Origin of the sequence: Fundicoccus ignavus (assembly GCF_009659375.1) — a bacterium.
Taxonomy (GTDB): Bacteria; Bacillota; Bacilli; order Lactobacillales; family Aerococcaceae; genus Fundicoccus; species Fundicoccus ignavus.
Genome location: NZ_WJQT01000005.1, coordinates 1 through 24,730, shown reverse-complemented (window position 1 = coordinate 24,730; position 24,730 = coordinate 1). Strand labels below are relative to the sequence as shown.

Annotated in this window: 31 protein-coding genes and 1 other RNA gene; 26 read left to right on the top strand and 6 right to left on the bottom strand. The window is 39.0% G+C overall.

From position 1 onward, the window contains the following. The first annotated feature begins 350 nt into the window (after positions 1-350). Complete coding sequence (locus GF867_RS05150; protein WP_153832042.1) at positions 351-695, top strand: hypothetical protein; 345 nt, start codon at positions 351-353, stop codon at positions 693-695. Between the two features lie 44 nt (positions 696-739). On the opposite strand, the gene GF867_RS13825 is transcribed toward GF867_RS05150, so the two are convergent. Genes GF867_RS13825 through GF867_RS05140 form a run of 3 tightly spaced genes read right to left on the bottom strand, consistent with a single transcriptional unit; the run spans position 740 to position 2,117 of the window. Further along, a complete protein-coding gene (locus GF867_RS13825) occupies positions 740-1,003 on the bottom strand; it encodes a GNAT family N-acetyltransferase (RefSeq protein WP_216650264.1) in 264 nt (87 codons plus the stop codon). Further along, positions 987-1,211 carry a hypothetical protein gene (locus tag GF867_RS13820; protein WP_216650263.1) on the bottom strand — a complete coding sequence of 75 codons (225 nt, stop codon included), beginning with the start codon at positions 1,209-1,211 and terminating at the stop codon, positions 987-989. The genes GF867_RS13825 and GF867_RS13820 overlap by 17 nt, the downstream gene beginning before the upstream one ends. 24 nt (positions 1,212-1,235) lie before the next feature. Next, a complete protein-coding gene (locus GF867_RS05140; protein WP_153832041.1) occupies positions 1,236-2,117 on the bottom strand; it encodes a PucR family transcriptional regulator in 882 nt (293 codons plus the stop codon). A 137-nt stretch (positions 2,118-2,254) separates the two neighbouring features. Between GF867_RS05140 and tadA the strand changes: the two genes are divergently transcribed. The 12 genes from tadA (at position 2,255) to GF867_RS05075 (ending at position 10,828) form a co-directional block, all read left to right on the top strand. Beyond that, positions 2,255-2,794 carry a tRNA adenosine(34) deaminase TadA gene (gene tadA, locus GF867_RS05135; RefSeq protein ID WP_153832040.1) on the top strand — a complete coding sequence of 180 codons (540 nt, stop codon included), beginning with the start codon at positions 2,255-2,257 and terminating at the stop codon, positions 2,792-2,794. A 233-nt stretch (positions 2,795-3,027) separates the two neighbouring features. Then, an RNA gene (gene ffs, locus GF867_RS05130) (signal recognition particle sRNA small type) lies at positions 3,028-3,121 on the top strand. Between the two features lie 165 nt (positions 3,122-3,286). Then, positions 3,287-3,691, top strand: a complete 405-nt coding sequence (locus GF867_RS05125; RefSeq protein WP_172973964.1) for a helix-turn-helix domain-containing protein — start codon at positions 3,287-3,289, stop codon at positions 3,689-3,691. A 36-nt stretch (positions 3,692-3,727) separates the two neighbouring features. Continuing rightward, a complete protein-coding gene (locus GF867_RS05120; RefSeq protein ID WP_153832038.1) occupies positions 3,728-4,750 on the top strand; it encodes a Mu transposase domain-containing protein in 1,023 nt (340 codons plus the stop codon). Continuing rightward, complete coding sequence (istB, locus tag GF867_RS05115; protein ID WP_253940747.1) at positions 4,747-5,496, top strand: IS21-like element helper ATPase IstB; 750 nt, start codon at positions 4,747-4,749, stop codon at positions 5,494-5,496. Before GF867_RS05120 ends, istB begins: the two co-directional genes overlap by 4 nt. A gap of 60 nt (positions 5,497-5,556) precedes the next feature. Continuing rightward, positions 5,557-6,129: a polysaccharide deacetylase family protein gene (locus tag GF867_RS05110; RefSeq protein WP_153832037.1), complete on the top strand. Its 573-nt coding sequence runs from the start codon at positions 5,557-5,559 to the stop codon at positions 6,127-6,129. Between the two features lie 112 nt (positions 6,130-6,241). Next, on the top strand, positions 6,242-6,640 hold the full coding sequence (locus GF867_RS05105) for a hypothetical protein (protein WP_153832036.1): 399 nt from the start codon (positions 6,242-6,244) through the stop codon (positions 6,638-6,640). A 35-nt stretch (positions 6,641-6,675) separates the two neighbouring features. Then, entirely contained in the window at positions 6,676-7,140 is a 465-nt protein-coding gene (locus tag GF867_RS05100) for a phage holin family protein (protein WP_253940746.1), read from the top strand. Continuing rightward, complete coding sequence (locus tag GF867_RS13815; protein ID WP_216650262.1) at positions 7,140-8,300, top strand: glucosaminidase domain-containing protein; 1,161 nt, start codon at positions 7,140-7,142, stop codon at positions 8,298-8,300. The genes GF867_RS05100 and GF867_RS13815 overlap by 1 nt, the downstream gene beginning before the upstream one ends. Then, positions 8,301-8,678 carry a hypothetical protein gene (locus GF867_RS05085; RefSeq protein ID WP_216650261.1) on the top strand — a complete coding sequence of 126 codons (378 nt, stop codon included), beginning with the start codon at positions 8,301-8,303 and terminating at the stop codon, positions 8,676-8,678. Positions 8,679-8,833: 155 nt separating this feature from the next. Continuing rightward, entirely contained in the window at positions 8,834-9,643 is an 810-nt protein-coding gene (locus tag GF867_RS05080) for a hypothetical protein (RefSeq protein ID WP_153832035.1), read from the top strand. A 162-nt stretch (positions 9,644-9,805) separates the two neighbouring features. Then, positions 9,806-10,828, top strand: a complete 1,023-nt coding sequence (locus tag GF867_RS05075) for a hypothetical protein (RefSeq protein WP_153832034.1) — start codon at positions 9,806-9,808, stop codon at positions 10,826-10,828. Positions 10,829-11,181: 353 nt separating this feature from the next. Here GF867_RS05075 and GF867_RS05070 read toward each other — a convergent pair whose 3' ends face one another. Continuing rightward, positions 11,182-11,772 carry a hypothetical protein gene (locus GF867_RS05070; protein WP_153832033.1) on the bottom strand — a complete coding sequence of 197 codons (591 nt, stop codon included), beginning with the start codon at positions 11,770-11,772 and terminating at the stop codon, positions 11,182-11,184. A 160-nt stretch (positions 11,773-11,932) separates the two neighbouring features. Here GF867_RS05070 and dnaX point away from each other — a divergent pair, with 160 nt between their 5' ends. Then, positions 11,933-14,272, top strand: a complete 2,340-nt coding sequence (gene dnaX, locus GF867_RS05065; RefSeq protein ID WP_153832032.1) for a DNA polymerase III subunit gamma/tau — start codon at positions 11,933-11,935, stop codon at positions 14,270-14,272. Positions 14,273-14,630: 358 nt separating this feature from the next. On the opposite strand, the gene GF867_RS05060 is transcribed toward dnaX, so the two are convergent. Then, a complete protein-coding gene (locus tag GF867_RS05060; RefSeq protein ID WP_153832031.1) occupies positions 14,631-15,158 on the bottom strand; it encodes a YdcF family protein in 528 nt (175 codons plus the stop codon). Positions 15,159-15,276: 118 nt separating this feature from the next. After that, positions 15,277-16,272, bottom strand: coding sequence for a D-2-hydroxyacid dehydrogenase (locus GF867_RS05055; RefSeq protein ID WP_153832030.1), 996 nt, complete (start codon positions 16,270-16,272; stop codon positions 15,277-15,279). 306 nt (positions 16,273-16,578) lie between these two features. On the opposite strand from GF867_RS05055, the gene GF867_RS05050 reads away from it, so the two are divergent. From GF867_RS05050 to GF867_RS04995, 12 genes are all read left to right on the top strand, one after another. Next, positions 16,579-16,905, top strand: coding sequence for a YbaB/EbfC family nucleoid-associated protein (locus tag GF867_RS05050; protein ID WP_253940745.1), 327 nt, complete (start codon positions 16,579-16,581; stop codon positions 16,903-16,905). A 31-nt stretch (positions 16,906-16,936) separates the two neighbouring features. Then, a complete protein-coding gene (recR, locus tag GF867_RS05045) occupies positions 16,937-17,533 on the top strand; it encodes a recombination mediator RecR (RefSeq protein ID WP_153832029.1) in 597 nt (198 codons plus the stop codon). A gap of 41 nt (positions 17,534-17,574) precedes the next feature. Beyond that, positions 17,575-18,210 (top strand): dTMP kinase, encoded by a 636-nt coding sequence (tmk, locus tag GF867_RS05040; RefSeq protein ID WP_153832028.1) that lies wholly within the window; start codon positions 17,575-17,577, stop codon positions 18,208-18,210. Positions 18,211-18,239: 29 nt separating this feature from the next. Further along, on the top strand, positions 18,240-18,569 hold the full coding sequence (gene darA, locus GF867_RS05035; protein ID WP_153832027.1) for a cyclic di-AMP receptor DarA: 330 nt from the start codon (positions 18,240-18,242) through the stop codon (positions 18,567-18,569). An 85-nt stretch (positions 18,570-18,654) separates the two neighbouring features. After that, positions 18,655-18,984: a cyclic-di-AMP receptor gene (locus GF867_RS05030; protein WP_153832026.1), complete on the top strand. Its 330-nt coding sequence runs from the start codon at positions 18,655-18,657 to the stop codon at positions 18,982-18,984. An 83-nt stretch (positions 18,985-19,067) separates the two neighbouring features. Continuing rightward, positions 19,068-20,057 carry a DNA polymerase III delta subunit-related protein gene (locus GF867_RS05025; RefSeq protein ID WP_153832025.1) on the top strand — a complete coding sequence of 330 codons (990 nt, stop codon included), beginning with the start codon at positions 19,068-19,070 and terminating at the stop codon, positions 20,055-20,057. A 50-nt stretch (positions 20,058-20,107) separates the two neighbouring features. Further along, a complete protein-coding gene (locus GF867_RS05020) occupies positions 20,108-20,482 on the top strand; it encodes an initiation-control protein YabA (protein ID WP_172973963.1) in 375 nt (124 codons plus the stop codon). 57 nt (positions 20,483-20,539) lie between these two features. Next, positions 20,540-21,295, top strand: coding sequence for a tRNA1(Val) (adenine(37)-N6)-methyltransferase (locus tag GF867_RS05015; RefSeq protein WP_153832023.1), 756 nt, complete (start codon positions 20,540-20,542; stop codon positions 21,293-21,295). Then, entirely contained in the window at positions 21,255-21,656 is a 402-nt protein-coding gene (locus GF867_RS05010; RefSeq protein ID WP_153832022.1) for a GIY-YIG nuclease family protein, read from the top strand. The genes GF867_RS05015 and GF867_RS05010 overlap by 41 nt, the downstream gene beginning before the upstream one ends. Positions 21,657-21,683: 27 nt before the next feature. Then, complete coding sequence (gene rsmI, locus GF867_RS05005) at positions 21,684-22,577, top strand: 16S rRNA (cytidine(1402)-2'-O)-methyltransferase (RefSeq protein ID WP_153832021.1); 894 nt, start codon at positions 21,684-21,686, stop codon at positions 22,575-22,577. Positions 22,578-22,646: 69 nt separating this feature from the next. After that, the gene (locus GF867_RS14325; protein WP_153832020.1) at positions 22,647-23,633 is read left to right on the top strand and encodes a YdcF family protein; all 987 of its coding nucleotides are present in this window, start codon (positions 22,647-22,649) and stop codon (positions 23,631-23,633) included. A gap of 18 nt (positions 23,634-23,651) precedes the next feature. After that, entirely contained in the window at positions 23,652-24,206 is a 555-nt protein-coding gene (locus tag GF867_RS04995) for a DNA-3-methyladenine glycosylase I (protein ID WP_153832019.1), read from the top strand. Positions 24,207-24,730 lie beyond the last annotated feature (524 nt).

Here is a 24,730-nt window from a genome sequence, read left to right as displayed (position 1 = left end):
TCTTTATAAGTTTTATGTTGAATTATCAAGCTTTGTACTGAGCTCCCTGTGGTGATTTTTCAAGGCGATGGCCTTACTTGGGAAAAAGAAAGTGATTAAATATATTCAGATTTTTAAGTGCTAGGTGTTAGTGTAGCTACTTGCCCCTCGCAAAATGAACGACGTGCCAAAGAGACTATGAAAGCGCCTCGCTCAGGAAATGAGGGGCCCCAATCGATAATAACACCATACTTCTGAGGGAATCGATGCCGCGCCCAACTTTTAGGTTAGGGCTTATGAATAGTTGTCTGATTTCTAGTGTGTTATAATTGTTGTGTATCGAAAATATATTCGAAATAGGAGGAGAAATAATGAAGAGAAAAGGGTATATTGCAACAGTTTTATTAGGTTCAGCGGTGACAGTTGCTGGTTTAGCGGCTTTTGTTTATTTAAATGATTCAGCTCGTGAAAAAGTTGAAGGTATGATCAATCGCGAAAAAGCTAAATCATTTGTAAAAAACACGTTGCATGGTTCAGATGCACTTGTTTCGGCTGTTGACCATTTAGATGATGCAGAAATTAATACGTTAATGAAATTTGCGAATCAAGCGGGTAATTTAAAAGATAAAACAGGCGATGCGTTCGGAGAAATTCTTGATCGCGCTAAGAAACTTACGTCTGATGCAACCTCAAAAGTTTCTGATTATTTCGACTAAACGTGAAAAAAGCGTGGCCGGTGTCAATGACACTCGCCGCGCTTTTATTTGTCTAGAGATAGAAATAAATCGTTCAAAACAAGCTCCATCATCGTGCCTTCAGTTGATACTTCGAAGCCATTATGCTGATAAAAACGAGCAGCTTGTGCGCCTCCGGTAATCAGAAACATGCGATTAATGTCTTGCTGCTTCATGGCATCTGTCACGTAAGTTAACATTTTTGAGCCGATTTGCTTCTCTTGATAATCGGGCAGAACATTAAATTCATCAATACAAAATTGACGCCAATTATTAATAGTAGTAATCAATTCGGGCAAGACACATCGCAACAATTTTTTGATTATATTCCATCACATAACCTCGGGCACTAAAGCCACTCATAATCGCTTCAATTCTTAATAAGGCATCGTCATGAGACCAAGTATTATACCATGGTTCGCCACTGTAGGCTTTGGTTAATATTCTGGCGCAAGTTGGAAAATCTTCTGGTTTAATTGATCTAAAATGGTTACTCATGTGAATACCTCCGCACATAAAAGGTTAATTTGACGCTAAATAACAAATAATTAAATCGGGTAAATGCTGTAAATTAAAGCCACTTTCTTTGGTGAATTTATTCATACGGTATGTCAGCGTATTGCGGTGAACAAACAGTGCTTCAGCTGCTTGGGTCAAGTTGCCACGATGGGCAAAGAGTGTTCGAATCGTCGCTTCGTATTCCGAATTACTTAAAATTTGTTGACGTAAATTGGCTAAAATTGGCTGTTGAGCCGTTGCTTCATGCCCAATCTCATTCAATAAAGTATCGGATAAATATTGGATTTCTTTGAAAATATCTGACTGTATTGCTTGATTAAAGAGCATTAATTCATTTTCGTAAAGACTCGGTAATGCTTGAGAAACGCGGTGGATCTGGCCGATTATCCCTCGCGTTGCCACTTCAAAGTCATCATCTAAAGTCGTGATAAGGCCTGTCAATTGTGGTACCGTATCATTTTCTAAACGATCTGCGTCCAAAATAACCAAGAGACGTCTTTCATTCAAGGAAAGAATCGTGATGATAGCATCTAATGAATCCTTTAAGGTATCTTTCCAAATGTCATAGGCAAATTGTTCAGGTAATTTATAAAAATCCAATTGCAAAATACGCACACTCTCGGCGCCCGATGGCACCGCAGGACTGTTCTTTGTTAGAAATTGATACCAACTCTCTTCAATAGGATTGGCAGGTAAAGAATTTGTTGTACTAGTTGAATTTTCAGAGAAAATATTGAGCAGTTTAATTTGGTCGTTTTTCAATTCACAAAGTGGAATAAATAAGCTATTTTCTAAAGCTTGAAAATGGTAATAATCCTCGGGACGTTTCAAGTCAATCGGATTGAGTAAACTGTTGGGATACAATTGTTTCAGTGAGTTAATCATACGTCATGTCCTTTCAATTGAGCCAGGTCTTCTGTATGATTAGTTTAACATTTATACGTGAAAATCAACAGTCATTCAAACAAGATAACATGCTACAATAAAGCTACGTAAGTAAAGAATAGAAAATTGGTGATAATATGTTAAGGGCGGAAAATTTAACGGTCGAAGAATTAAAGGAACACGAACATTGGATGCAAGCAGCCATTGCCGAGGCAGAATTAGCCGGTGCTAAAGGTGAGGTACCCATTGGTGCAGTCATTGTCAAAGATGGGGAAATAATTGCGAGTGCGCATAATTTACGAGAACTCACGCACAGTGCCATCGGGCATGCTGAAATTTTGGCGATTGAACAAGCGAATGAACAGTTAAAAGCTTGGCGTCTCGAAGGAACAACGCTTTATGTGACATTAGAACCATGTCCGATGTGCTCAGGTGCGCTGATTATGTCTCGGGTGGATCAAGTTGTTTACGGAGCTCCAGATTTAAAAGCAGGTTGTGCGGGAACTCTAATGAACTTACTTGAAGATGAACGTTTCAACCATCAGCCTGCTGTTATTGAGGGCGTATTACGTGACGAATGTGGTGGTTTATTGACAGAATTTTTCAAGAATTTGCGTCTGCGTAACAAAGAACGTAAGCGACTTAAACGTTTAGCGCAAGAAATGGGCGAAAATTAACAGCAAATGTGTGTATAACTGCAGCTTTCTGTGCGTAACTATGTGTAACTGTGGATAACTTTCTCTAAAAACTTCCCTCTATGAAAGTTACGCACAGATGTTCTGTTGATAAGTGGTTGTTTATCAACAGAATGTGGATAGATTACACCGAAATAGTATCCACAAGTGCATAATTCAGACAAAATACTAAGACTTAAATTGCTATTTTACAAACAGATTTACCTGTGCTATACTATTAATTGGCAATGGTAGAGTCACGAACTGAGTCAGGACCGGAAGGTAGCAGCTATAAGTGATGACACCATGTGCCTTTTTTTATTGCTTATTTATCAATGTTTACAAGGGTTTTAACCTTAAAAGTAGCACAAAATGTTTATTGTATCTTAAAAGTGGCCCATAATTCGACGAATTGCCGTTGAAAATGGGACCACTTATTTTTATGCTTACCATACATACTAAATATGGATGGAGGCAAGAGGAGTGATTAGTAGAATGAAACACTTTGAAGTTATCTCACGCTATCGTCAAGGAGAATCTTATCGGCATATCGCAAGAGAGCTAGGGATTAATCGCAAGACAGTCACATCGATTTGTTCCAAATATAAGGAAGGCTTACGCGCATTGGAAACAAGTACACATGAAAAGGAGGTTGAGAAAGCCACTGAAGCACTTGTTTTAACACGCTCCTATGATAGTTCGAAACGAAAAAATCGAACCTATACCCAAGAAGTCGAAAGACGCATGAAGGAATTATATCAAGAGGAGTTAATTAAAAATAAGCGGCTAGGAACCCATAAACAAGCTCTCACCGCCATTACCGTACATGAAATCTTGATACATGAAGGCCATTCGATTGGCTATCGAACAGTGGCTCATTATTGGCGTCAATTCAAATAAAAGACAAAAGAAGCCTTTATTCGGCAAGAGTATCCTTTGGGTTACCGACTCGAATTTGATTTTGGTGAAGTCAAACTTGAGATTGCTGGAAAAGTAAGAACATATTATTTAGCGGTCCTCGCCTGTCCGGCTTCAGATTTTTATTGGGCTTACCTTTATACCAATCAGAAGCAAGAAGTCTTTCAAGATGCCCATGTTCAGTTTTTCGAAATGGTGGGAGGGGTCTATCATGAAGTGGTCTATGATAACATGCGCAATGTCGTCTCACGTTTTATCGGTCGGTCAAAGAAGGAACTCAATGAAGCTTTAATCAAGCTTTCTTTATATTATGGTTTTAACATTAATGTAACCAATTGTTTTAGTGGCCATGAGAAAGGAACGGTTGAAGGAAGAGTGAAGCACATTCGCCAACAATGTTTCGCCAAAGCTTACCAATTTCCTACGTTTGAAGCAGCACAAGGTTATTTAACAGATCAATTAATCCGACTGAATCAACCCAGTCAGATTGTTGAGGAAAAGCAACATTTATTAGCTTACCGCCCTCCGTTTGAACTCGCCCAAATCGCTCAATGTCGCGTGAATAACTATAGTCATATTCAATTTGAAAGCAATGCATATTCAGTGCCAGACTATTTGGTGGGTCAAACGGTTCAATTAAAGGTCTACCATGACTACTTTGTCGTTTATGCCCATCACACCGAAGTCTGCCGGCATCAAAAAATAGAGGGTTCACATCAGTATCAGCTTGACATATACCACTACCTCAAGACGCTGATGAGAAAACCTGGGGCATTACAGCACGCTTTAGTGCTGAAACACTCACCGGATTTGAAAACCCTCTTTGACCTATATTATAAGGAAAAACCCCGGGAATTCCTAGAAAAACTAGATCAATACCGGGAATTACCAAAGGACCAGCTCCTTCATAAATTGTCACTGGCATCGCTAGTCCCAGAAATGAAGCTGCCCTCTACAAAAGCAGAAGCTATCACCGATGCCATTGAAGCAGATTGGCAACGCCTGAATCGACTCTATGGATTGGAGCGTGTGTATTCATGATGATTGAAGAAGCAGCCAGAGAATTAAAGTTATCTTATACGAGAGAATATCATGACAGCTTTATTAAAGAAGTGAATCAACGGGGTTTAAACTTCGAGGAAGCCTTAACAGAATTACTCACAGAAGAAGTATCGCACCGACGTAACCGCAGTTATCAACGGCGAATCACTCAAGCCAAGTTTCAACAAAAGAAGTATTTAGCTGATTTTGATGATACAGTCTTTCCTGAAACAAGTCGTAAGCAATTGCGCGTATTGACCTCGCTCGAATTTATTAAGCGCAAAGAAAATGCGATTTTGATAGGCAATCCGGGAACCGGCAAAACACATTTTAGTATCGCCATTGGGATTGAAGCCTGCCTGCAAGGCTTCAATGTCCAATTCGTTAATGCCCCTAACTTAATCATCCAATTAAAAGAAGCGGTGACCCAGAGTCAATTTGTCCGTTTTAAACGTCGCTTTGAAAGTGTCGACCTTGTAATTATCGATGAATTAGGTTATTTATCTTTCGATGAGTCGGGGGCAGAACTCTTATTCAATTTACTATCCAACCGTAATGACAAAGGTTCAATTATGATTACAAGCAACTTAACCTTTGATCGCTGGCATGAATGTTTCAAAGATACAACCTTAACAGCAGCCCTCGTGGACCGTCTCGCTTATCAAGCACATGTCATAGACATGCGAGGAGAAAGTTACCGCATTAAACAAACTAGCTCTTGGATTGATTCCATGACAACTAACTAGACCTAGCATAGTGGTCCCATTTTCAATAGCAAGCTGGACCCTTTTTCAGTTGACATTTACATGAGTAGAGCATATACATTTATTAGACTCTCAGACGATGAGATTGAAACAGAAATACGCACAAGCATTTCAGAGCTAGCATCTATGGGGTTACATGCTATTCACCACACAGCGCCTTATTCAACGAGTCACTATACTGATCGAAAAATCATTAAAAAGTATTGTGCATCAGCCCGTCGTGGGGGGGATGGTATAATGGTTCCCGGTGATTCTGATATTCCATTCCCAACTTATCAGCTACACTGCTACATTGAGATGAGCAATAAAGGCAACGCCGCCATTGATGCAATGTTGGACGAAATCGTGAGTTCGAACGGATTTGGAATCATGATGGAGCATACTTGGAGAAGGAACTTTGACCCAGAAGGCTTGAGTTATATGTTCCAGTCGGCTAAAGCCAAAGGCATTGACATCACAACACGAAGCGAAGCTTTGAAACGTTTCGGTAACTTGCTTGAGATTGGTGATCCGTACTCAGGGGAAGAAAAAGACGAAACTGCTCAACCTTTTTATGTAGTAGATAGGACAGGCATGGTTTTTGAAAATATTAATTCTGTCTCTGAGATTTTGTAGCAGTAGACACCTACTGTGAGGTAAATGAAAACAAAATGTAAGTGAGACAGTCAGAAATTTGGTGTCTTTTAATTTGGGATTTGCTATACTTGGTCTAAAAGGAGTTTTTGATATGTGTGAAAATTTTAACGATTACCTTACTTATTTAAGAAAATCTGATTCAATATTATCTAATTACGATTTTATCGATAAAGTTTTTGAAGAGGGGGACAAACGTTTAATACACAAAATGAAATCATTCTTAGAAGAAAAAGACAGGATAAATAAATTGGCCAAAGAATCTGAAACCTTTATATTCAAATGTTTTTCTTTATCATTATCTTTTATTTTGACGAGCTTAGGAATCAAAAGCAAACTTGATAGCTTTGGATTCCTTATCACAATAATGTCAATTGTATTATTAGCTGGATTTTTTTGGTTAGTACATTTCATCTATAAAAAAAGAGAATTACAAATGAATGCAGATAACTTAATAGTAAATTATTTTATGAATAAATATATTGAATTATAAACTACCCACGCCATCTGATTAGGTGGCTTTTTATTATGGAAAGGAATGATAAAATGAGTATTAAAGAAGGCATTAGCCAATTAGGTCAGTCAGTCTGGAAGGACTTTAATTGGGCAAGCTCGCTACTAGCTTTAGCAGGAGGTATGATAGGCAGTTTTATAGGAGGATGGGATGTTTTGATCAGTGCATTGACATTCTTTGTAGTTGCAGACTTTTGTACAGGATTGCTAAAAGCTTGGCACAACAACTCTCTCGACACAAAAATTAGTTTCATCGGTTTAATCAAAAAACTCTATATCTTTGTAGCGGTGGCCGTCGCGGTACAGCTACAGCTAATCATTGGTGATAATATCCCACTTCGGGAAATTGTCATCTTTTTTTACATCTCAAATGAGGGCATGTCACTACTAGAAAACTCTAGCGAATTTATCGAGTGGCCAGAGCCAATTAGAAAATCATTTAAGCAAATTCGAGAAAAAAGCGAAGCAGGAGATGAATAATGAGTATAAAAGAAATCATTGAATTAGCGGTTAAATGCGCTAGAATCACATATCCATCGGTATTAATTGCTCAGGCTCTTCACGAGTCTGGGCTTTTAACATCCAAAGGGGCAAGCGGTCTAGCTGTTAAGTATCACAACTGGTTTGGCATCAAAGGGAGTTATAAAGGCAAAACCACACCTAAATTAGACACATCTGAATTTATCGATGGCAAATGGATTGAGATTAAAGACGGATTTAGATGGTATGAGACTGATGCACAATCCTTCGAGGACCGTGAGGATTTGCTGGATAGCGATTGGGGCCGTTCAGTGTACAGCCGATTCCACCAAGCGCAGACGGTTGAAGGTCAAACACTAGGACTACAAGGAGTGTATGCCACTGATCCGACTTACTCAGATAAATTACTGGCTTATATCAAGCAGTACAACCTGAAGCAATATGATGTAGGTTTTGTGATTGGAAAAGGGATTGAAAAGGAGAATGAAGAAATGGGAGTAACCACATCTCAATTAGTTGCAGAGATAAAAAAACATGCAGGAGCAACTAAATACTCAACAGCTCATAAAGCTTTAGTTGATTATTACAATACACAATCCAAACTTCCACGAGGTACCCGCATGACTTATGATTGGGATTGGTGCGCTATGTTTGTATCGGTCGTATTAATGCGATTAGGTTTAGCACCAAAGTATGGCACAGAAATTTCAGTAGGTTTTTATAAACAGAAGTTTATTGATGCAAAGATTTGGAAAGGCAAGGTTCGCCCACAGGTTGGCGACATTATTATCTGGAATTGGGATGAATCAAATAGTCCTGGAGGGTGGCCAGACCATATTGGGTTTGTGACGGCAGTCAATGGGAATAGCATTACAACAACCGAGGGGAATACCTTCAAGAATGGTGTCAGTTTAGTTGGTTCAAATACTTACGCTTGGAATGCTTCATCTATTCAAGGTTATGCCCGTATGGACTTAGGGACGGCAGTTAATACTAATATGACGTTTGAGCAAGTCGTATTAGCCGTATTAGCCGGTTCAATGGGTAATGGTGCAAAAAGAATTGCAAATATTAAAGCAGCAGGACAAGATCCATTCAAGGTTCAAGCTGAAATTAACAAACGCTTAACGACTGCCACAGCACCAGCACCAACTAAATAAGTGGCAGAAGTCGCACAAGAGGTCATTGCAGGTAAGTGGTCATCTGGTTCAGACAGAGCTGAGAAGCTTAAAAACGCTGGATATGACGCAGTAGCGGTTCAAACCAAAGTTAACGAATTGCTGAAAACGCAAGTTGATTTCAGTGGTCATAAAAATAAGATCGTCTTGTCTGAAGATTTAATTATTTTAGATGCTGTAGGTGGTAAGCGTCGAGGTTTAGCATCTAAAGGTGTGTTAATTAAGTTCGATGAAGTTTATATTAATGATGGCTTGTATATTGCTTATTTAAACGGTGACGGTGAGCGTTGTTACATTAAGATTGCTGAGATGGATGGTGCTAAAGTCGACGCTGTTAAAGGTGAGGTAAGTAAGTCATAAAAGTCATTGATTAAACTTTAAAATCAAAGTATAATAATATTCAGCTCTACTAAGCTAACGAAGCCCACTCTCTTAATTGAGGGTGGGTTTATTTTACTATGCAATGTATAATGTATAATGTTTATTGTACATTAATAATAGAGGAGCGGGATCACTTGAAAGAAATAAATTGTGGTTTAATAATGCCTATTTCAGATATTGGAGAGTATACAGAACAGCATTGGTTAGATGTCAGGGAGATGATAATTAATTCCTTAGGAGAGTCAACTAAGTACAAATTTAATATTGGTATAGTTAGTGATCAAAAAGGTTCGAGTATTATTCATAATAGTATTGTTCAAGGATTATACGATTCAGAAATAATTATTTGTGATATAAGTGCATTAAACTCGAATGTAATGTTCGAATTGGGTATGAGATTAGCTTTTGATAGACCAGTCATAATTATTAAAGACAACCTAACAGTAGCACCCTTTGATATTAACAGTATCAAATATGAACAATATTCATCTGATTTACACTTCAAAAAAGTCAATGATTTTAGTTTGAAACTTTTAAATGTTGTTGAGGAAACCCTGTTGCAAAGTGAAGAGGGCAGTCTGAAGTCATTTCTGTCAACTTTTAGTGGGATTCGAGTTTCAAATTTAGAAAAAGAATCGATAACGGAATCAGAAGCTCTGGAGCAAATTTACGGAGTGTTAAATTTATTAACAAACAAAGTAGATAAACTATCAGTAAATTATCCAATGTTGAAAGTAGATAGGGACTTAATAAAATCTGTTTTGGATAATCAAGTAGTAAATAGTTTAACCGATATAGAAGAAAATATTATTAGACTAAGATATGGGGTTGATGATGGAGTTAATCGCTCGGTAGATATAGTTGCAAAAGTTTTCGGAGTTTCAACACTAGCTATTTTTGAAACAGAACAAAATGGTTTGAAAAAAATATTTGAGAATATCTAAGTTAAAGATATATTTGATGAAGATAATTAATAACTACTAATAAAAACTCCATTATTCTTAATTGAAATAAGCCTTCTTGATTAAATAATTCCTTGTACTTAAAGGATCTATATTTTATTCGAGACTCTTGTTACATGGAAAATGTATAAAAGGAGATAATGTATGAAAAAAAATAAGTCTCAACTACAAAAAATAAAGAAAAAAGAAAACGATCCTAATCATAATTTTGATGAAAGTCAGCATTATGAGATTAATAAGGATTTTTATGATTATTTTTTAGATGGCTACTTTTTCTTGAAAGTTTCTCATTTATACAGTTTAAAACGTTTAGATGTCGACAAGCAAAAAGAATTGTTTAACTTTGAATTAATGAGCTTGAAGACTGATGATCAGTATAAATACTCTAAGCATTTGCTATCGAGTTATATTTCAACAGAACTTGTCATGAATACTTTTCACTGTATGGAAACATTTGTTCGGTTATATATCGCTCATTCAGCCGGTTCTGAATGTCCAAACTTGATTCTAGCGAATTTAAGTATCGATGAATATCAAAAAAATATTACAGCAATTCAAAATAATAAATTTAATTACATGAGACCAGAATTAAGTGACGATGAAGTTATAGCTGAGACATACTATCATGGTTTAGAAAATGTAAAATTATTGAGTATAAATAAAAAACAATATTCTGTAGAACAAATTTTAAATCTAAGAAAAGAATACCTAGTTTATGCAGCAAATTTCTTAAGAGACAATAAAGAATATAACACCTATAAGCACGGATTTTATCTAAATCAGAATGATAACGGATTCGAAATAAAAAATGATAATGGAGTACTATCTGCAAGGGGATCAAGCTTTGAATTTATTAGTATTACGAGAGAAAAAGGAAAACAAGCTACTTGGACCAAAAATATAAAGTTTTTTGATGAGGACATGCTAGCTATAGTTACAATCGCCTTTGAACTTTATATGACGTCAATGGTAAGGTTATGGGGAAATCATTATTTAGGAAAACACCAGAATGAGCCCTTGTTAATCCCTTTTGAAATAGAAGATTTTTTGAAAGTTGAAAAAGAAAATATAAATGCAGTTGATAATGAGGGGAAAGAAGTAGATTTCTTTAAGAATGTAAGGAGCAAAGGTATGTCTATGGAATATAGATATTTCTTAGAATCATAACTACTATATGCTTTTCTATTAAAGTCGGATATGCGCAAAATGTCACTATATAATAGGAAGAGAAAATTCAAAAGACCGTCAAAGTAGACGGTCTATGCCCTATTGTTTTGCGGTTAAAAAAGTAGCAATAAAAGTAGCATAAAATGGTAGCGTCCTGTTATGTGTGGGTTAGTCAATCTTGGCAAATCGTCGTAAATTCAACAAATTGTATTGTGCTGTTATGTGTGCGTTAGTGTTAAAACAATCCATGTGCCATTTTTTTTGCCTAAAAATAATCATAACGCGATGCCGCTAGTACCTAAACTAGTCGACATCGCGTTTTCTGTTTGTTGTAGCTTTCTAGATTTTTCTTGCTAGAATTTTTTCTTAGGGTGCTTATCAATCACATATTGATTGTTGGCGAGAACTTGCTCGCCTTTCTCTGTTAGGCGATAGCCGCGCAAAGCAAACTTTTGACCAATTTCCTCTTCGGTATAGGCTGTTTGCACAGCTGCTACTAATTCGTCTTTTTTAAATTTAGAGTAGCCAGCAACTTCTTTGTCTTTTAACCATTTTTTCAATAATGGCGCGGTCATATAAATCAGTGATTCTTTGGCGGTCATCACATCGACTAAGCCATCTTCGATTAAGTTTTCGATATCTGCTTTAGCGTCAATGCCGTAATCATATTCGAAATATTTAGAAATGACGGTTTGGTTATCATAGGTGCCAAATTGTACACGCCATAAAATGATGATATGACCAGGTAAATAACCTTCTTCTGTTTTTTGCATGTTGCGTTTAGGAACGGCTTCGCCAGAAGTCATTGCAGCTTTGTCTAGCCATAAGGCTAAGTCACGTTGTGGCGAAACATAAGGCATGTGTTCGTGTTGGGCATATAATTGTTTCAAACGCTCAACATCAGCGGGACTGCCGTTTAATTGGGAAAAGTCTGTGTGTTTCATGGTACGCCTCCTGATATCTTAATAAGAATAGTATAACACAGCCGATTATTGTGCTTCAATTTTCACCTGGTTTGTCGTGCCTATTTTGGCAGTGTGATGGTAATGTGTCGGTAAATTCGTTATAATTAGGGCAAGTTTTTATTTTCAGGAGGATGTAAGCATGAGTTATCAAGCACTTTATCGGGTTTGGCGCCCGCAAAATTTTGATCAGTTAGTGGGTCAAAGTATGATCGCAGATACGCTAAAGAATGCGATTGAAAATGAGCAGTTGAGTCATGCTTATTTGTTTACGGGTCCGCGCGGTACAGGGAAAACCAGTGCAGCCAAAATATTATCTAAAGCGGTCAACTGTCCACACCAAGTCGATGGGAATCCATGTAATGAGTGTGAAATTTGCCAAGGGATTACGGCCGGCCAAGTCGCAGATGTGATTGAGATTGATGCGGCAAGTAATAACGGGGTCGAGGAAATCCGTGATTTACGTGACAAAGTACGTTATGCACCAACGCAAGCGGCCTATAAAGTTTATATCATTGACGAGGTCCATATGTTGACAACCGGTGCGTTCAACGCGCTGTTAAAAACGTTAGAGGAACCGCCAGCACAAGTTTTATTTATTCTGGCAACGACAGAACCGCATAAAATTCCGGCTACAATTATGTCGCGTACCCAGCGTTTCGATTTTCAGCGTTTGCGTGACCGTGATATTATTGCGCACATGAGTCATATTCTTGATGAGTATCAAGTGGATTATGAAGAGGAAGCTTTGGCGATTATTGCCCGTGCTTCTAATGGTGGAATGCGTGATAGTCTAAGTTTATTAGACCAGTCTTTATCCTTCAATAATGAAGAAGTGACGGTTGCGACGGCTTTGCAAGTATCGGGCAGTTTCGATCAGATAACTTATGTGCAGTATATTGTGGCATTATATCAACGTGAAGTTGAAGTGGCGTTGGGGATTCTGGAAGAGCAATTACAAGCCGGCAAGCAAGCTAGTCGTTTTATTGAAGAGTTGATTTTATTTAGTCGTGATGTGCTGTTGACGATGCATTCATCGGCCAATAAAACATTATTGAGTGAAGCTGAATTGCAACCCTTACTGGATGTGGTGCCAGCAAGTTTCTACTATACGTTGATTGATGGTTTAAACGAAGCTCAAAACCAGATGCGCTTTTCAAATCAGCCAGACTTATACTTAGAAGTCATGACCGTGCAATTAGTTGAACAGCCAAGTCTACAAGTGACTGCTGGGGCTGGCGGTTCTGCGGGAACGCCAGCAGATGATGCGAGTGTTCAAGCCTTGCGTCAAAAGATTGCTGAACTAGAAGAGCAGTTATCACAAGTCTTCCAACAACTGAAAGGGCAGGAAACTAAACTTGACGATTTAAGTCGTCAAAGCCCGTCTGATCGTCTAAAGGTTGCGCCTCTAAATGAAGGTGACTCAGCCGGCAAGCAAGTCGCAGCTAAAAAAGAAGAACCTTTAGTGCCAAGACCGCGACCTAAGAGTCCTGGAACAGCCTACCGCCTTCTTTTGCAAGAAGTATATAATGTCTTGAACGTGGCAACACGTCAGCATATTGTGTCTATGAAGCAACATTGGCCAGTCATTTTAAATGAATTAACACCCCAACAACGTGCAAGATTAATTGGCACTCAACCCCTAGCTGCCGGACCTAATCACACCTTGATTAGCTTTGACAATCGTCAGATGTGTGGCTTGGTTCAAAATGATCCGATGTTAAAACAAATGCTAGAGAACATCGCCAGTGAAAAAATGGGCGAATCAACGAAATTAGCCTTTATTTTAGCAAGTGAGTGGCCGCAAGAGCGTCAAAACTATAAACTATTGCATGACCGTAATGGCGGTCAACCTGTTGTGATTGAAGATACCGAAGAAGAACAAGAGGAAGAACAAGAAGTTCAAGTGGTAGCGGAACAAACGACATCAGAAGCTGTGACAGTTGATAATCACTCAGCAGTGAAAGAATCCGCAGCTGAAAACACGCAAGTGTCTGAAAGCGACAGCGTAAAACAGTCTGACACTCAAGTGGCTTCATCAGAGACTGCCCAAGCAGAACAGCCACAGACGTCTGAAACACGTGAAGAAAGTTCAACAAATACAGACTCAACTGTTGTAACGGAAGAAACTCAAACTGTTCCGACAATGCGAGCTGCAACGGAGAACATTGTTCAAGCTGCCCACAACGCTTTTGAGGCTCAACAAACTGCTCAAGCGAATGATGAAACGCGCGCAATTGAAGCTGAATTCGGTCCAGCGGATGAATCACCAACGAACTTTGTTGATCCATCTTTAGAAGCGAGTGATCCAGAAGCCGGCCAGCAATTTGCGATGCCACCAGAAGGTCATCCTGCTTTTGCGAATCGCGAGACAGATACACCTGAAACGGAAGATGCCGTTCCATTAGTTATTTCAAAAGCCTTAGAATTATTTGGTAGCGACCGTGTGAACATCATTCACGAGGAACCCCCTACAGAATAAACAGACAGAATATGACAAAGCAACACGCTGTGAAGTTCGATTAACTTACAGCGTGTTGCTTTTTGACTATTATAAGTTTTATGTTGATTTAATAGGTTTTATGCTGCATCCATCGTATAGGTTTTCAAAGTTTCCTCCAGTCTATGTTGGAAATATTCCTTTATTCCAATTCAATCATCAAACTCAGAAGCCGAGTTAGCACATTGAAAGCAAAATCCCAAGGCGGTAACTTCCTCCTATCGTCGGAAGCCTATAAACTCAGACCAAAGTAAAATAAGCCGACCGATTAAACAAGCTAACCAGCCGACTCACTAAGATTTTCTTAATTCATAATCTCAATGCCCATAAAAAAACTTATCTAATATGCTCCTTTATGGTCATCTTCATTTGACCACTCATCATGAGGTATCTCAATATCCGTTGGTTGATGGAAATTTAAATCCTCACTCGAAAAGCTACGTCCTTGAGATATGCGTTCATCCGCTTCGGTCGGTATCCCCTTGTCCCCGCCATCTAATTCGTCTGTCGCGATAGTGTGTTCAATAATCCCGCGATACTCTTCTTCGACTAACAACAAAACGTCCCCTAAAGCAAGAGCAGAACGGTAGCCAGCAACTTCAATATCCGCCGCGTCAGTACTCGACTCATCCTCCGATTGGAAGAAATTCATGATTCGATCCCATAAACCACTTGCAGAATGTTCATCCGCTTCCTGGAAATCCTCTCGTTTTAGTAAAGCGAAATCCTGAGCTGTCTCATGACTTAAATCACGTTCAGCCCCCAAGGCAATCACTTGTCGTGGCACACCTAAAGCAAGTAATTGCTCAGCAGCCACCTCGGCTTCACTCACTGTCTTGTAACGGTCATAAACAAATAAGTCATTCATTTTTATCACTCCTTTTGCTTACTTTAAGCGTAAAACAACACGCCCAACTTAAGCAAAAGTAACGCACTAAAGGACCATAAACTTAACCAAACATTAACAGAATATTTCTAAAAAACTACTAATTTACACGTACATCCGTATCGCCCGTTTGAATGACAGATAATGTCGCATCCAATGGAATATCAATTAAATTCTGTACAGCAGTATCTGTATAGTAAGCCGTATGAGGCGTGTAAATAATTTGAGGGTGTTTCACCAACTGTTGGTAAACTGGATCAGTGATATCACGACCACGCCAATCAACCGGCACATAAGGTGCTTCGCCTTCATATACATCCAAAGCAGCGCCAGCAATATAGCCTTCCTCTAAAGCTTGGAATAGATCTTCAGTGTGCACAATTGGACCACGTGCAGTATTGACTAAAATAGCGCCAGATTTAAATTGCTTGAATAAATCCAGCGAGAATTGATGATAGTTTACATCCGTTGCTGGCATGTGGATGGTAACAATATCAGCTTGAGAAATTGCGGCTTCAGCTGATTCTTGATATGCGACCAGAGACTCAAACTCTTCACGTGGAGCAATATCATAAGCGACTACATTCGCACCAAAGCCACGGTAGATGTTGGCCACTCTTGAGCCGATGCGACCAACACCAATAATTGCGACGGTCATTTCTTTAACAACACGTGCTCGGATAGCGGGCATCCAACGGAAATCTTGTTCAGCCACTTTTTCGCGGATTAAATCTGTTTTACGTACCAAATTTAAAGCTGCAGTTACCGCATATTCGGCAATAGATTCTGGTGAATAGCTTGGAACATTTGAAATAATGAGGCCATTTTCTGTGGCTGATGTTAAGTCATGCATTTCAAAACCAGCACTTCTTTGAGCGATTTGTTTGATTCCATAACTTGCAAGTGTAGGATAAAGGCTTACGTCCAAATCAGCGACTTGTGAAATCGTCACGCCATCGTAGCCTTTGGCCATTTCGATAGTTTCAGGCGTTAAATTAAGCTCTGTGTAATCAACTTGAACCTCATTGCGGGTCGACCAAGCTTTAATAATTGGAATTTCTTCATCGCGGACACCAAATAACATAATTTTTAACATTGACTTGCTCCTTCTACATATCGTCGTCAGACGAATGTGGTCATAATGCTTAAGTTTAAAAGGTTAAAGGCAGTTAGTCAAACTTTAAATGAGAATAAAGTTAAACAAACATGCCAAAATAAGAATCCAATGAAAAATTAACAAACTACGAGGTAAGCGAATTGGCTCGCTCTGGCTCGTACAAAGTCGCGAGATTTCAACATGATTTAGGTGGATAAGATACAACATACTTTGGTTATTTACCTATGGATATGCTAAAATGAAAGTATCTAAAAAAGATTGTTTTTATATAAAGGAGAATTGTTAATGGCAAGAGGAATGGGTGGCATGGGTAACATGCAAGGAATGATGCAGAAAATGCAAAAGATGCAGAAAGAGATGGAAAAAGAGCAAAACGCTATCCAAAATTCTGAATTCTCTGCAGCGAGTTCCAATGATTTAGTGAAAGTGAAAGTCTCTGGTAAGAAAGAAGTACTTGAAATCGAATTAGCTGAAGCTTTAGTAGATCCAGATGATATTGAAATGTTACAAGATTTAGTGATCGCAACTGTGAACGAAGCTTTATCGAAAGTTGATCAAACAACAGAAGATCGCATGGGTAAATTCACTAAAGGCTTGAATTTACCATTCTAATTCAAGCAAGTAGAAAAGAGGGTTTAAGAGAATGCAATACCCGGCACCTATCGCAAAACTAATGAATAGTTTTACAAAACTACCTGGGATTGGTGCAAAAACGGCAGCACGTTTAGCTTTTTATGTTTTAGAAATGAATGAAGCGGACGTGACAGAATTTGCGCAAGCATTAATCAATGTTAAACGTGATTTAACTTATTGTAGTGTGTGTGGCAACATTACCGATACAGATCCTTGTATGGTATGTGCGGATCCACAAAGAGATCGTTCGCAAGTTTTAGTCGTTGAAGATCCTAGAGATGTCGCATCTTTTGACCGTATGCAAGAATATCATGGTCTATATCATGTCTTGCATGGCGTACTGTCACCTTTAGAAGGAACGGGACCAGAAGATTTAAATATTGCACCATTAATTAAAAGATTACAAGACGACACAATTCAAGAAGTGATTATCGCGACCAATGCGACTGCTGAAGGTGAAGCGACGGCTACTTACTTGTCTCGTTTAATCAAACCCGCTGGTATTAAAGTGACGCGTTTAGCGCACGGTTTGTCAGTAGGGAGTGATATAGAATATGCTGATGAGATGACCTTGTTCCGCGCTATTGAGGGACGCCGCGAGTTATAATTCGCGAGAGGATTCTGAGAAGTATTTTGAAAGGATAGACCATGACTTACGGGAAATTTATTTCGATTGAAGGTCCAGATGGCGCTGGTAAAACAAGCGTTGTTAAAGCATTAGTTGCAAAATTAGAGGCTGATGGCATAACGGACTTCATGACGACACGTGAACCTGGTGGGATTAAAATCTCAGAACAGATTCGCAATGTCATTCTAGATGTAGAGAATACTGAGATGGATGCGCGCACGGAGGCTTTATTATTCGCGGCTGCTCGTCGTCAACATCTCGTTGAAAAAATATTGCCGGCTCTTGAAGCAGGTAAATTAGTGATTTGTGATCGATTCGTGGATAGCTCGCTAGCTTATCAAGGGGTAGCGCGCAATATACCGACGGATTTAATTTGGGAAATCAATCAGTTTGCGATTGATAATCATTTACCAGATTTGACTATTTTAATTGATGTACCAGCGGAAATTGGTTTAGAAAGAATTAATCAGGCTAAAGGTCAGCGACAGTATGATCGTTTAGACCGAGAAGGTGTTTCTTTCCATAATTTGGTTCGAGATGCGTTTCTTTCTTTCGAAGCAAGCTCAGACCGCATTGTCTTAGTGGATGGTACTCAAACAATCGATGAAATCACTGAAAAAATCTATCATATTTTGAAAGAAAAACAAATGATTTAACGATGAACAACCAAACAGGAGGGATTAAGATGAAATTAGTTATCGCAATTGTCCAAGATCAAGATCAGAATATTTTAAGTAATGCCTTTTTAGAAGCCAATATTCGTGCAACAAAGTTGAGTAGTACAGGTGGTTTTTTACGTTCCGGCAACACAACCTTTTTACTAGGGGTAGAAGATCATCTTGTTGATGAAGTGTTAGATATTATTAAGAGTTGTTCAGAATCACGTGAACAATATATTTCATCCCCAATCCATTTGGATGTTAGTTTAGATATTTCAGCTTCTTATCCAATTCGCGTTGAAGTGGGTGGAGCGACTGTGTTCGTCTTACCAATTGACAGTTTCCATCAATTTTAATTGCCGAGCGTTTAGGGCAATTTGTTCAAACTCTAGGTAGCTAAGCCCCTTGTCGGTAACTTTGTCAAAGTGAAGAAGGGATTTTATGAAGCTAGTCATTGCGGTTGTACACACAATCGATCGAAATCAATTGAATCGGGCTTTGGTAGAAGGGAATTTCCGAAGTACCAAATTGAAGTCTTCAGCTAGTTTTATGCGTGAAGGAACGGTCAGTTTTCTGATTGGAATTGAAGATGCAAAACTAGAGGACTTGTTAGCCTTGATTCGCGACAATACGCAGGCGCGTGAAGAATTTGTGGAAGAACCCCAAACGCGAACAGCAAAATTTGCGAAACACCGTACCCAAGCATTAGAAATTGTGGTCGGAGGCGCACTGGTGATTGTATTAGAAGTAGAGCAATTTTATCAATATTAACGGCATGAGCTTGTTCGAGTCAGGTGAATGAAACCTGATTTGAACAAGCTTTCATCTCAAAAAGATACGTAGGTGTTTGAAACATGAATCAACAAACTGAACAATTCCAAACTTATTTCAATAACTTGATTGCCCAAAGGCAGCTTTCGCACGGTTATTTATTTACGGGCGACGATCTACCCGGCAAGCGAGCAGTCGTCAAAAGTGTTGGTCAGGCTTTGGCATGCCCATCTTTCGCGGAAAAGGGACAGGCTTGTCAAAATTGTGAAGTGTGTGAACGAATATCCGCTGACCAGTATCCAGATATTCTGACAATTGAACCCGACGGTAAGTCAGTCCGAGTGGATCAAATTCGTGAATTGAAAGATTGGTTAGTTAAAAGTCCGGTGGAAGGGCTGTTTAAGATCGCAGTGATTGAAGCGGCTGAGAGTATGAATCCATCAGCAGCTAATGCCTTGTTAACATTCCTTGAAGAGCCTGTTGCAAATGTGCATATGTTTTTACTTGCGAAAGAGGCTGAACAATTACTTCCCACTATTCGCTCGCGTGTGCAGCAAATCCATTTCCAACCAGACGATCAGGCCTTTATTATCGAACAGTTACAAAATCAAGGGGTGACGAGTGCCCATGCCCAAATCATCGCTCGCTTTTCAAGTGAAACGGTTGAGCGTTTGGTAGAGGATTATGATGAAAATGACATTCAAAACTGGTTCTTGGCATTGAATCAATTTTACAATTTGTTGGCGACGGGTAACCGTTCGGCTTTTGTTGTGATTCAAAGTCGCCTAAAACCTTTTTTGTCAGTTCAACAAACTCTCGATAGCATCGATTATTTATTGATGCTGAACCACAGTACCGTTCGTCAATTAACTGCTTCAAATTCAACGGAATCTCCGAAAGTAGGGATTCAAGCGAAGTTTGTTCAACAGTTATTGGCCCAACATTCGCTCGCAATCACACACTTATTGAATGTGAACCAAACATTATTTGAAGTTAAACAACGCGTCAGTGCCAATGTTAGTCCGCAATTAGCTTTTGAGCGTTTAGCGATTAAGCTATGTCAGTGGCGCTAACAAGCAGGTTAGATAAAGTAATTAGAACAATTAAGACAGGAGGAGTGCGCATGGACTATCAAGATATTAAGCAACTACTCGATCATTCATCCGAGCAGCTCATCCAATTAAGTGAAACTGTGGCCCGACTTTCAGGTGCCTTGAATGAACTAATGGAAGAAAATAACCGTTTGCGTATGCGTAATCACGAATTGATGAGTTTGGTCAGTCAGAACTACCAAACGCCAGCGACTAATAATGAAGAACAATCGACTGCTGAGCAAATGGAAGCAGTCACTGATGATAATGCAAGTGGTAAAGATCGTCTACAAACTTTTTATGATGAAGGCATTCATGTTTGTCATCCATATTTTGGCTCCCAACGTTATCCTGATGAGGAATGTATGTTCTGCCAAGGTGTTTTGGATGGTTTAGACCACAATTAAATTGTGTTGGTCATCAACGAGGCAATTAAAGCCAGTTTTAAGGAGAGAAATTAATTCATGTTAAATGACTCATTCGCGCAGCTCGTTCATCCGAATGAACGAGTTGATACGTTTATCCGCGAAGATCTCAAAATTATTCAAAGCCCGGATTATTTTGCTTTCTCAGTGGATGCTATTTTATTAGCAGATTTTATCACTTTGCCAGAGCGCCGGGCTTTTCGTTATATTGATTTTTGTACTGGAAATGGTGTTGTTCCGCTTTTGTTGAGTTATCGAACTACAAGGCCACTTGTGGGCGTTGAACTGCAAAGTGAGCTAGTGGATATGGCGCGACGCAGTGTCCAATTGAATCAGTTGACGGATCAAATCGAGATCATGGAAGCCGATATTAATGACTTAACGAAACCTAAGCAATTATTTGATATTATTAGCTGTAATCCTCCTTATTTTGCGGTGGATCGTACGAAGGATCAACATCGTTTAACCAGTCATGCGATGGCTCGCCATGAAGTGACTTTAACGTTAGATCAGTGGATTTACAAAGCTTCAGTGTTAATTCGTGAGAAAGGGAAGTTGTACTTCGTTCATCGTCCGGATCGTTTAGATGATATTACGGAGACTTTATTGAAGCATCAGTTTTCGATTCATCGAATTCGTTTTGTTCATCCTAAAGTTAGTCAGAATGCGAATGCTATTTTAGTTGAAGCGATTTATCGTGGCGGGCGCCAAGGTGTCAAGATTGAGCCGCCAATCATTGTGCATACTGAAGAGAATGAATATACGGAAGAGATGCAGGCGATTTATTTTGGCTAGCAAAGATAAGCAATTTTACTTTTATGTGTTATATTGTGCTGATCAGACGCTTTATGGCGGCTTTACAACGGATTTAACAGCGCGCTTAGCCACTCATAATGCTGGTAAAGGTGCTAAATATACACGGGTTCGTAAGCGTCAGCCACTTAAAATGATTTATGCTGAAAAGTGGAGCACGAAATCTTTAGCGATGTCGGCTGAGTACCACTTTAAACGCTTGAGTCGTTCTGCTAAAGAAGCTTTCTTACTTGAACAAGGGGTTGCGGATGTTAAAAGCAATGGTTTTGTACTGGTGAATCGTATTCCAGAAGAAGCAACGATAGTTAATCCAACAATAACAAATGAAACCGAAGAAATTTAGATAATTAAACATAAGGAGGTAGACGCCATGCAAATACAATCAAGTTTTAATCAGTCAGTCGATACAACTAAAGGACGTTTATATCTGGTGCCGACACCCATCGGTAATTTAGAAGATATGACCTTTCGCGCGATTAATACACTTAAAAGCGTCTCCTTAGTATTGGCAGAAGATACTCGCCACACAATTAAACTGTTCAATCATTTTGAAATTGACACAAAGATGCGTAGTTTTCATGAGCACAGTCGTCCACATGAAGTGGATGAGTTGATTGAATTATTGGAAACGGGATCGGACTTAGCCTTAGTTTCAGATGCTGGTTTGCCATTAATTAATGATCCAGGGCATCCTTTGGTGCAAGCTTGTATGCAGGCAGAAATTTCAGTGATTGCCTTGCCAGGAGCGAATGCTGCTTTAACGGCTCTAATTGCTTCTGGTTTATCGAGTGAAACCTTTACCTACTATGGTTTCTTCCCTCGCGCAAGCAAAGAACAAAAGGCAGTTTTAAACTTAGTAGGGAGTCGTATGGAAACAGCGATCTTTTACGAGTCGCCATTTCGAATTAAAAAGGCTATCCAAGCGATTCATAAAGAACTCGGCGCTAGTGTACAAGTAGTGATTGCCCGAGAGTTAACCAAACGCTATGAAGAATATTTACGTGGCACAGCCGCTGAGTTAGTTGCTTATCTCGATGAAACTACCTTAAAAGGTGAAATTGTCTTGATGATTGAAGGCGGTCAATTAGCTGACGCAATGGGCACAAACGCTGAAATCGATGGCTTGGCGGAGCAACCGTATAAAGAGCAGGTGCTGTACTTTATCGAGGAAGAAGCCATGTCAGCGAAAGATGCCATTAAGCATGTCGCTAAATTACGTGATGTGAAAAAGCAAGTGGTTTATCAAGCTTATCACGAGATTTAAGACTCATTGGGTCTGAATGTCGCTTGTTTTCAATAGATTGGGGGGGATTTTATATTCTATCTAGTTGCTGTGGCTTTATTTGCCTTGATGTTATTGGCAATCCGTCTTAAGCAGGTCTATTTACAGCCGGTCGTATTTGCTTTATATGGTATCACAAGTTTATTGTTTGCAATTTTTGAATATGGTTCTTTGACCCCTATCTTTATGATTCGCTATTTTTTCTATTTATCAGGGGCTTTTATGACCGTGGTCATTCCCTTCTTTCTGTTATTATTTGCCTTATTGGTGATGCAGAAAACGATGCAGCATCGGAATGGTAATCCGTTTCGTTATGCAATAAGTGTGGTAATTGTTGGTGTAGTGCTGGCTTTCACCGCCTACACCGTCTGGATGATACTGCAACATGGTTATTTAGAAATTATTCGTTTTATGGGCATGTACGTTTACATTGCCATGTATTTGATTGCGACCTTTATTAGCTATGTGTTATTGAATTTAATTCTGAAATTCTGGCCGAAGAAAAATAATTATACTGAAATTATTGTGTTAGGTGCCAAGATTGATGATGAAGGTGTATTGAGTGAGACTTTAAGAGAGCGTTTGGAGTTAGCGGTTAATAACTATTTGGCAAATCGTGCACAAGAGAAACCGACGAAAATTTTTGTAACAGGTGGAAGTATTGATCCGGAAAGTCCAACGGAAGCTGAAGAGATGGCTGGATTTTTACTTGCTCAGGGAATTCCAGCAGAAGATATCGTGTGTGAGAATCGTGCTTTAAACACAGATGAAAATTTTTATTTTACTAAGCAACTTCTACAAAATCCAGAACCTGTCTTAGTCGTAACAAGTTCTTTCCATTTAATTCGGACGCACTTTTTTGCTTGGCAAAATCAAGTGCAGATTGAAATGAAAGGCGCACGTTCGTCGGTATTTTCTTGGGGATACTCAGTAGTACGCGAATATTTGGCCTTTTTCATTCTGACCAAGGAAATTAATTTTATCTGTATGATTAGTCTGGCAATTTATTCGATCCTGCAAGTTTCGAAGCTTTACTAGAAAGTAGGTGCTCACTTTATGTCAATTGAACCACAACGTTGCCAATGGATTGCTGGCAAACCTGATTACTACGTCGCTTACCATGATACTGTTTGGGGCAAACCGGAACATGATGACCTTGAACTTTTTAAATGGCTAGTGTTAGAATCTTTTCATGTTGGGCTTTCTTGGCAGTTAGTTTTATCGAAGCAAACGTATTTTGCGGAAGCTTTTGATCAATTTGACTACCACAAGATTGCGCAATATGATGACGTAAAAGTCGAAGAACTGAGCAACAACGCCAACATCATTCGACACCGTGGCAAAATACTAGCGACCATCGCTAACGCTCAGGCTTTTCTTAAAGTTCAAGCCGAGTTTGGGCAGTTTGATACTTATATTTGGTCGTTTACAGCTGGCGAAACGCTTCTCAATGAAACAGATGAGCGTCCGACTTCCAGTGAGTTAAGTGATCGTGTGACCAAAGATATGAAAAAACGTGGTTTCAAATTTATTGGTTCTGTCACCATTTACTCTTATTTACAAGCAATTGGAATCATCAATGATCATGATTTATCTTGTGAATTTCGTTAAATTATATAAAATATTTAAAACGCTCTTGAAGCTTGCGATGGCAACTTTCAAGAGCGTTTTGTTCTGTTATCAATTTAGCGTTGATTTACCGCTCTTTCTGCTTCGTTCAGCTGATTGTTTTCTAAGGCGGTGGTTGCTTTCAAAACTCTATAGATGATCGTGGCGTTCAAGCTTTTCCAGATCAAACGGCTAGGCTCTGTCTAATTCGCTTGGCTCATTATCAGAGAAGCTGCGTGGATTGCCCTTGATACCGCTATGGAAAACAAGTCGCTGAGCTACTCAAAGCGGTGTAAATAACCATTTTGAAATTTTGTAGAAGAAAAGAAATCGTGGACACGGTCTGTTTTTTCTTAGTATTTTGGCTAGTGAATGTAATTGTTTAACCATCAGAAAAAGCGGTTCTATAATTTTTAGTGTTGGTGAGAAATCATCAGCACTATTTTTGTATACACAAAAAGCCAGTGATTTCCGTTATGATGTAAGTACGACCAAACACATAAGAAAGGAAATCGACATGGCTTACT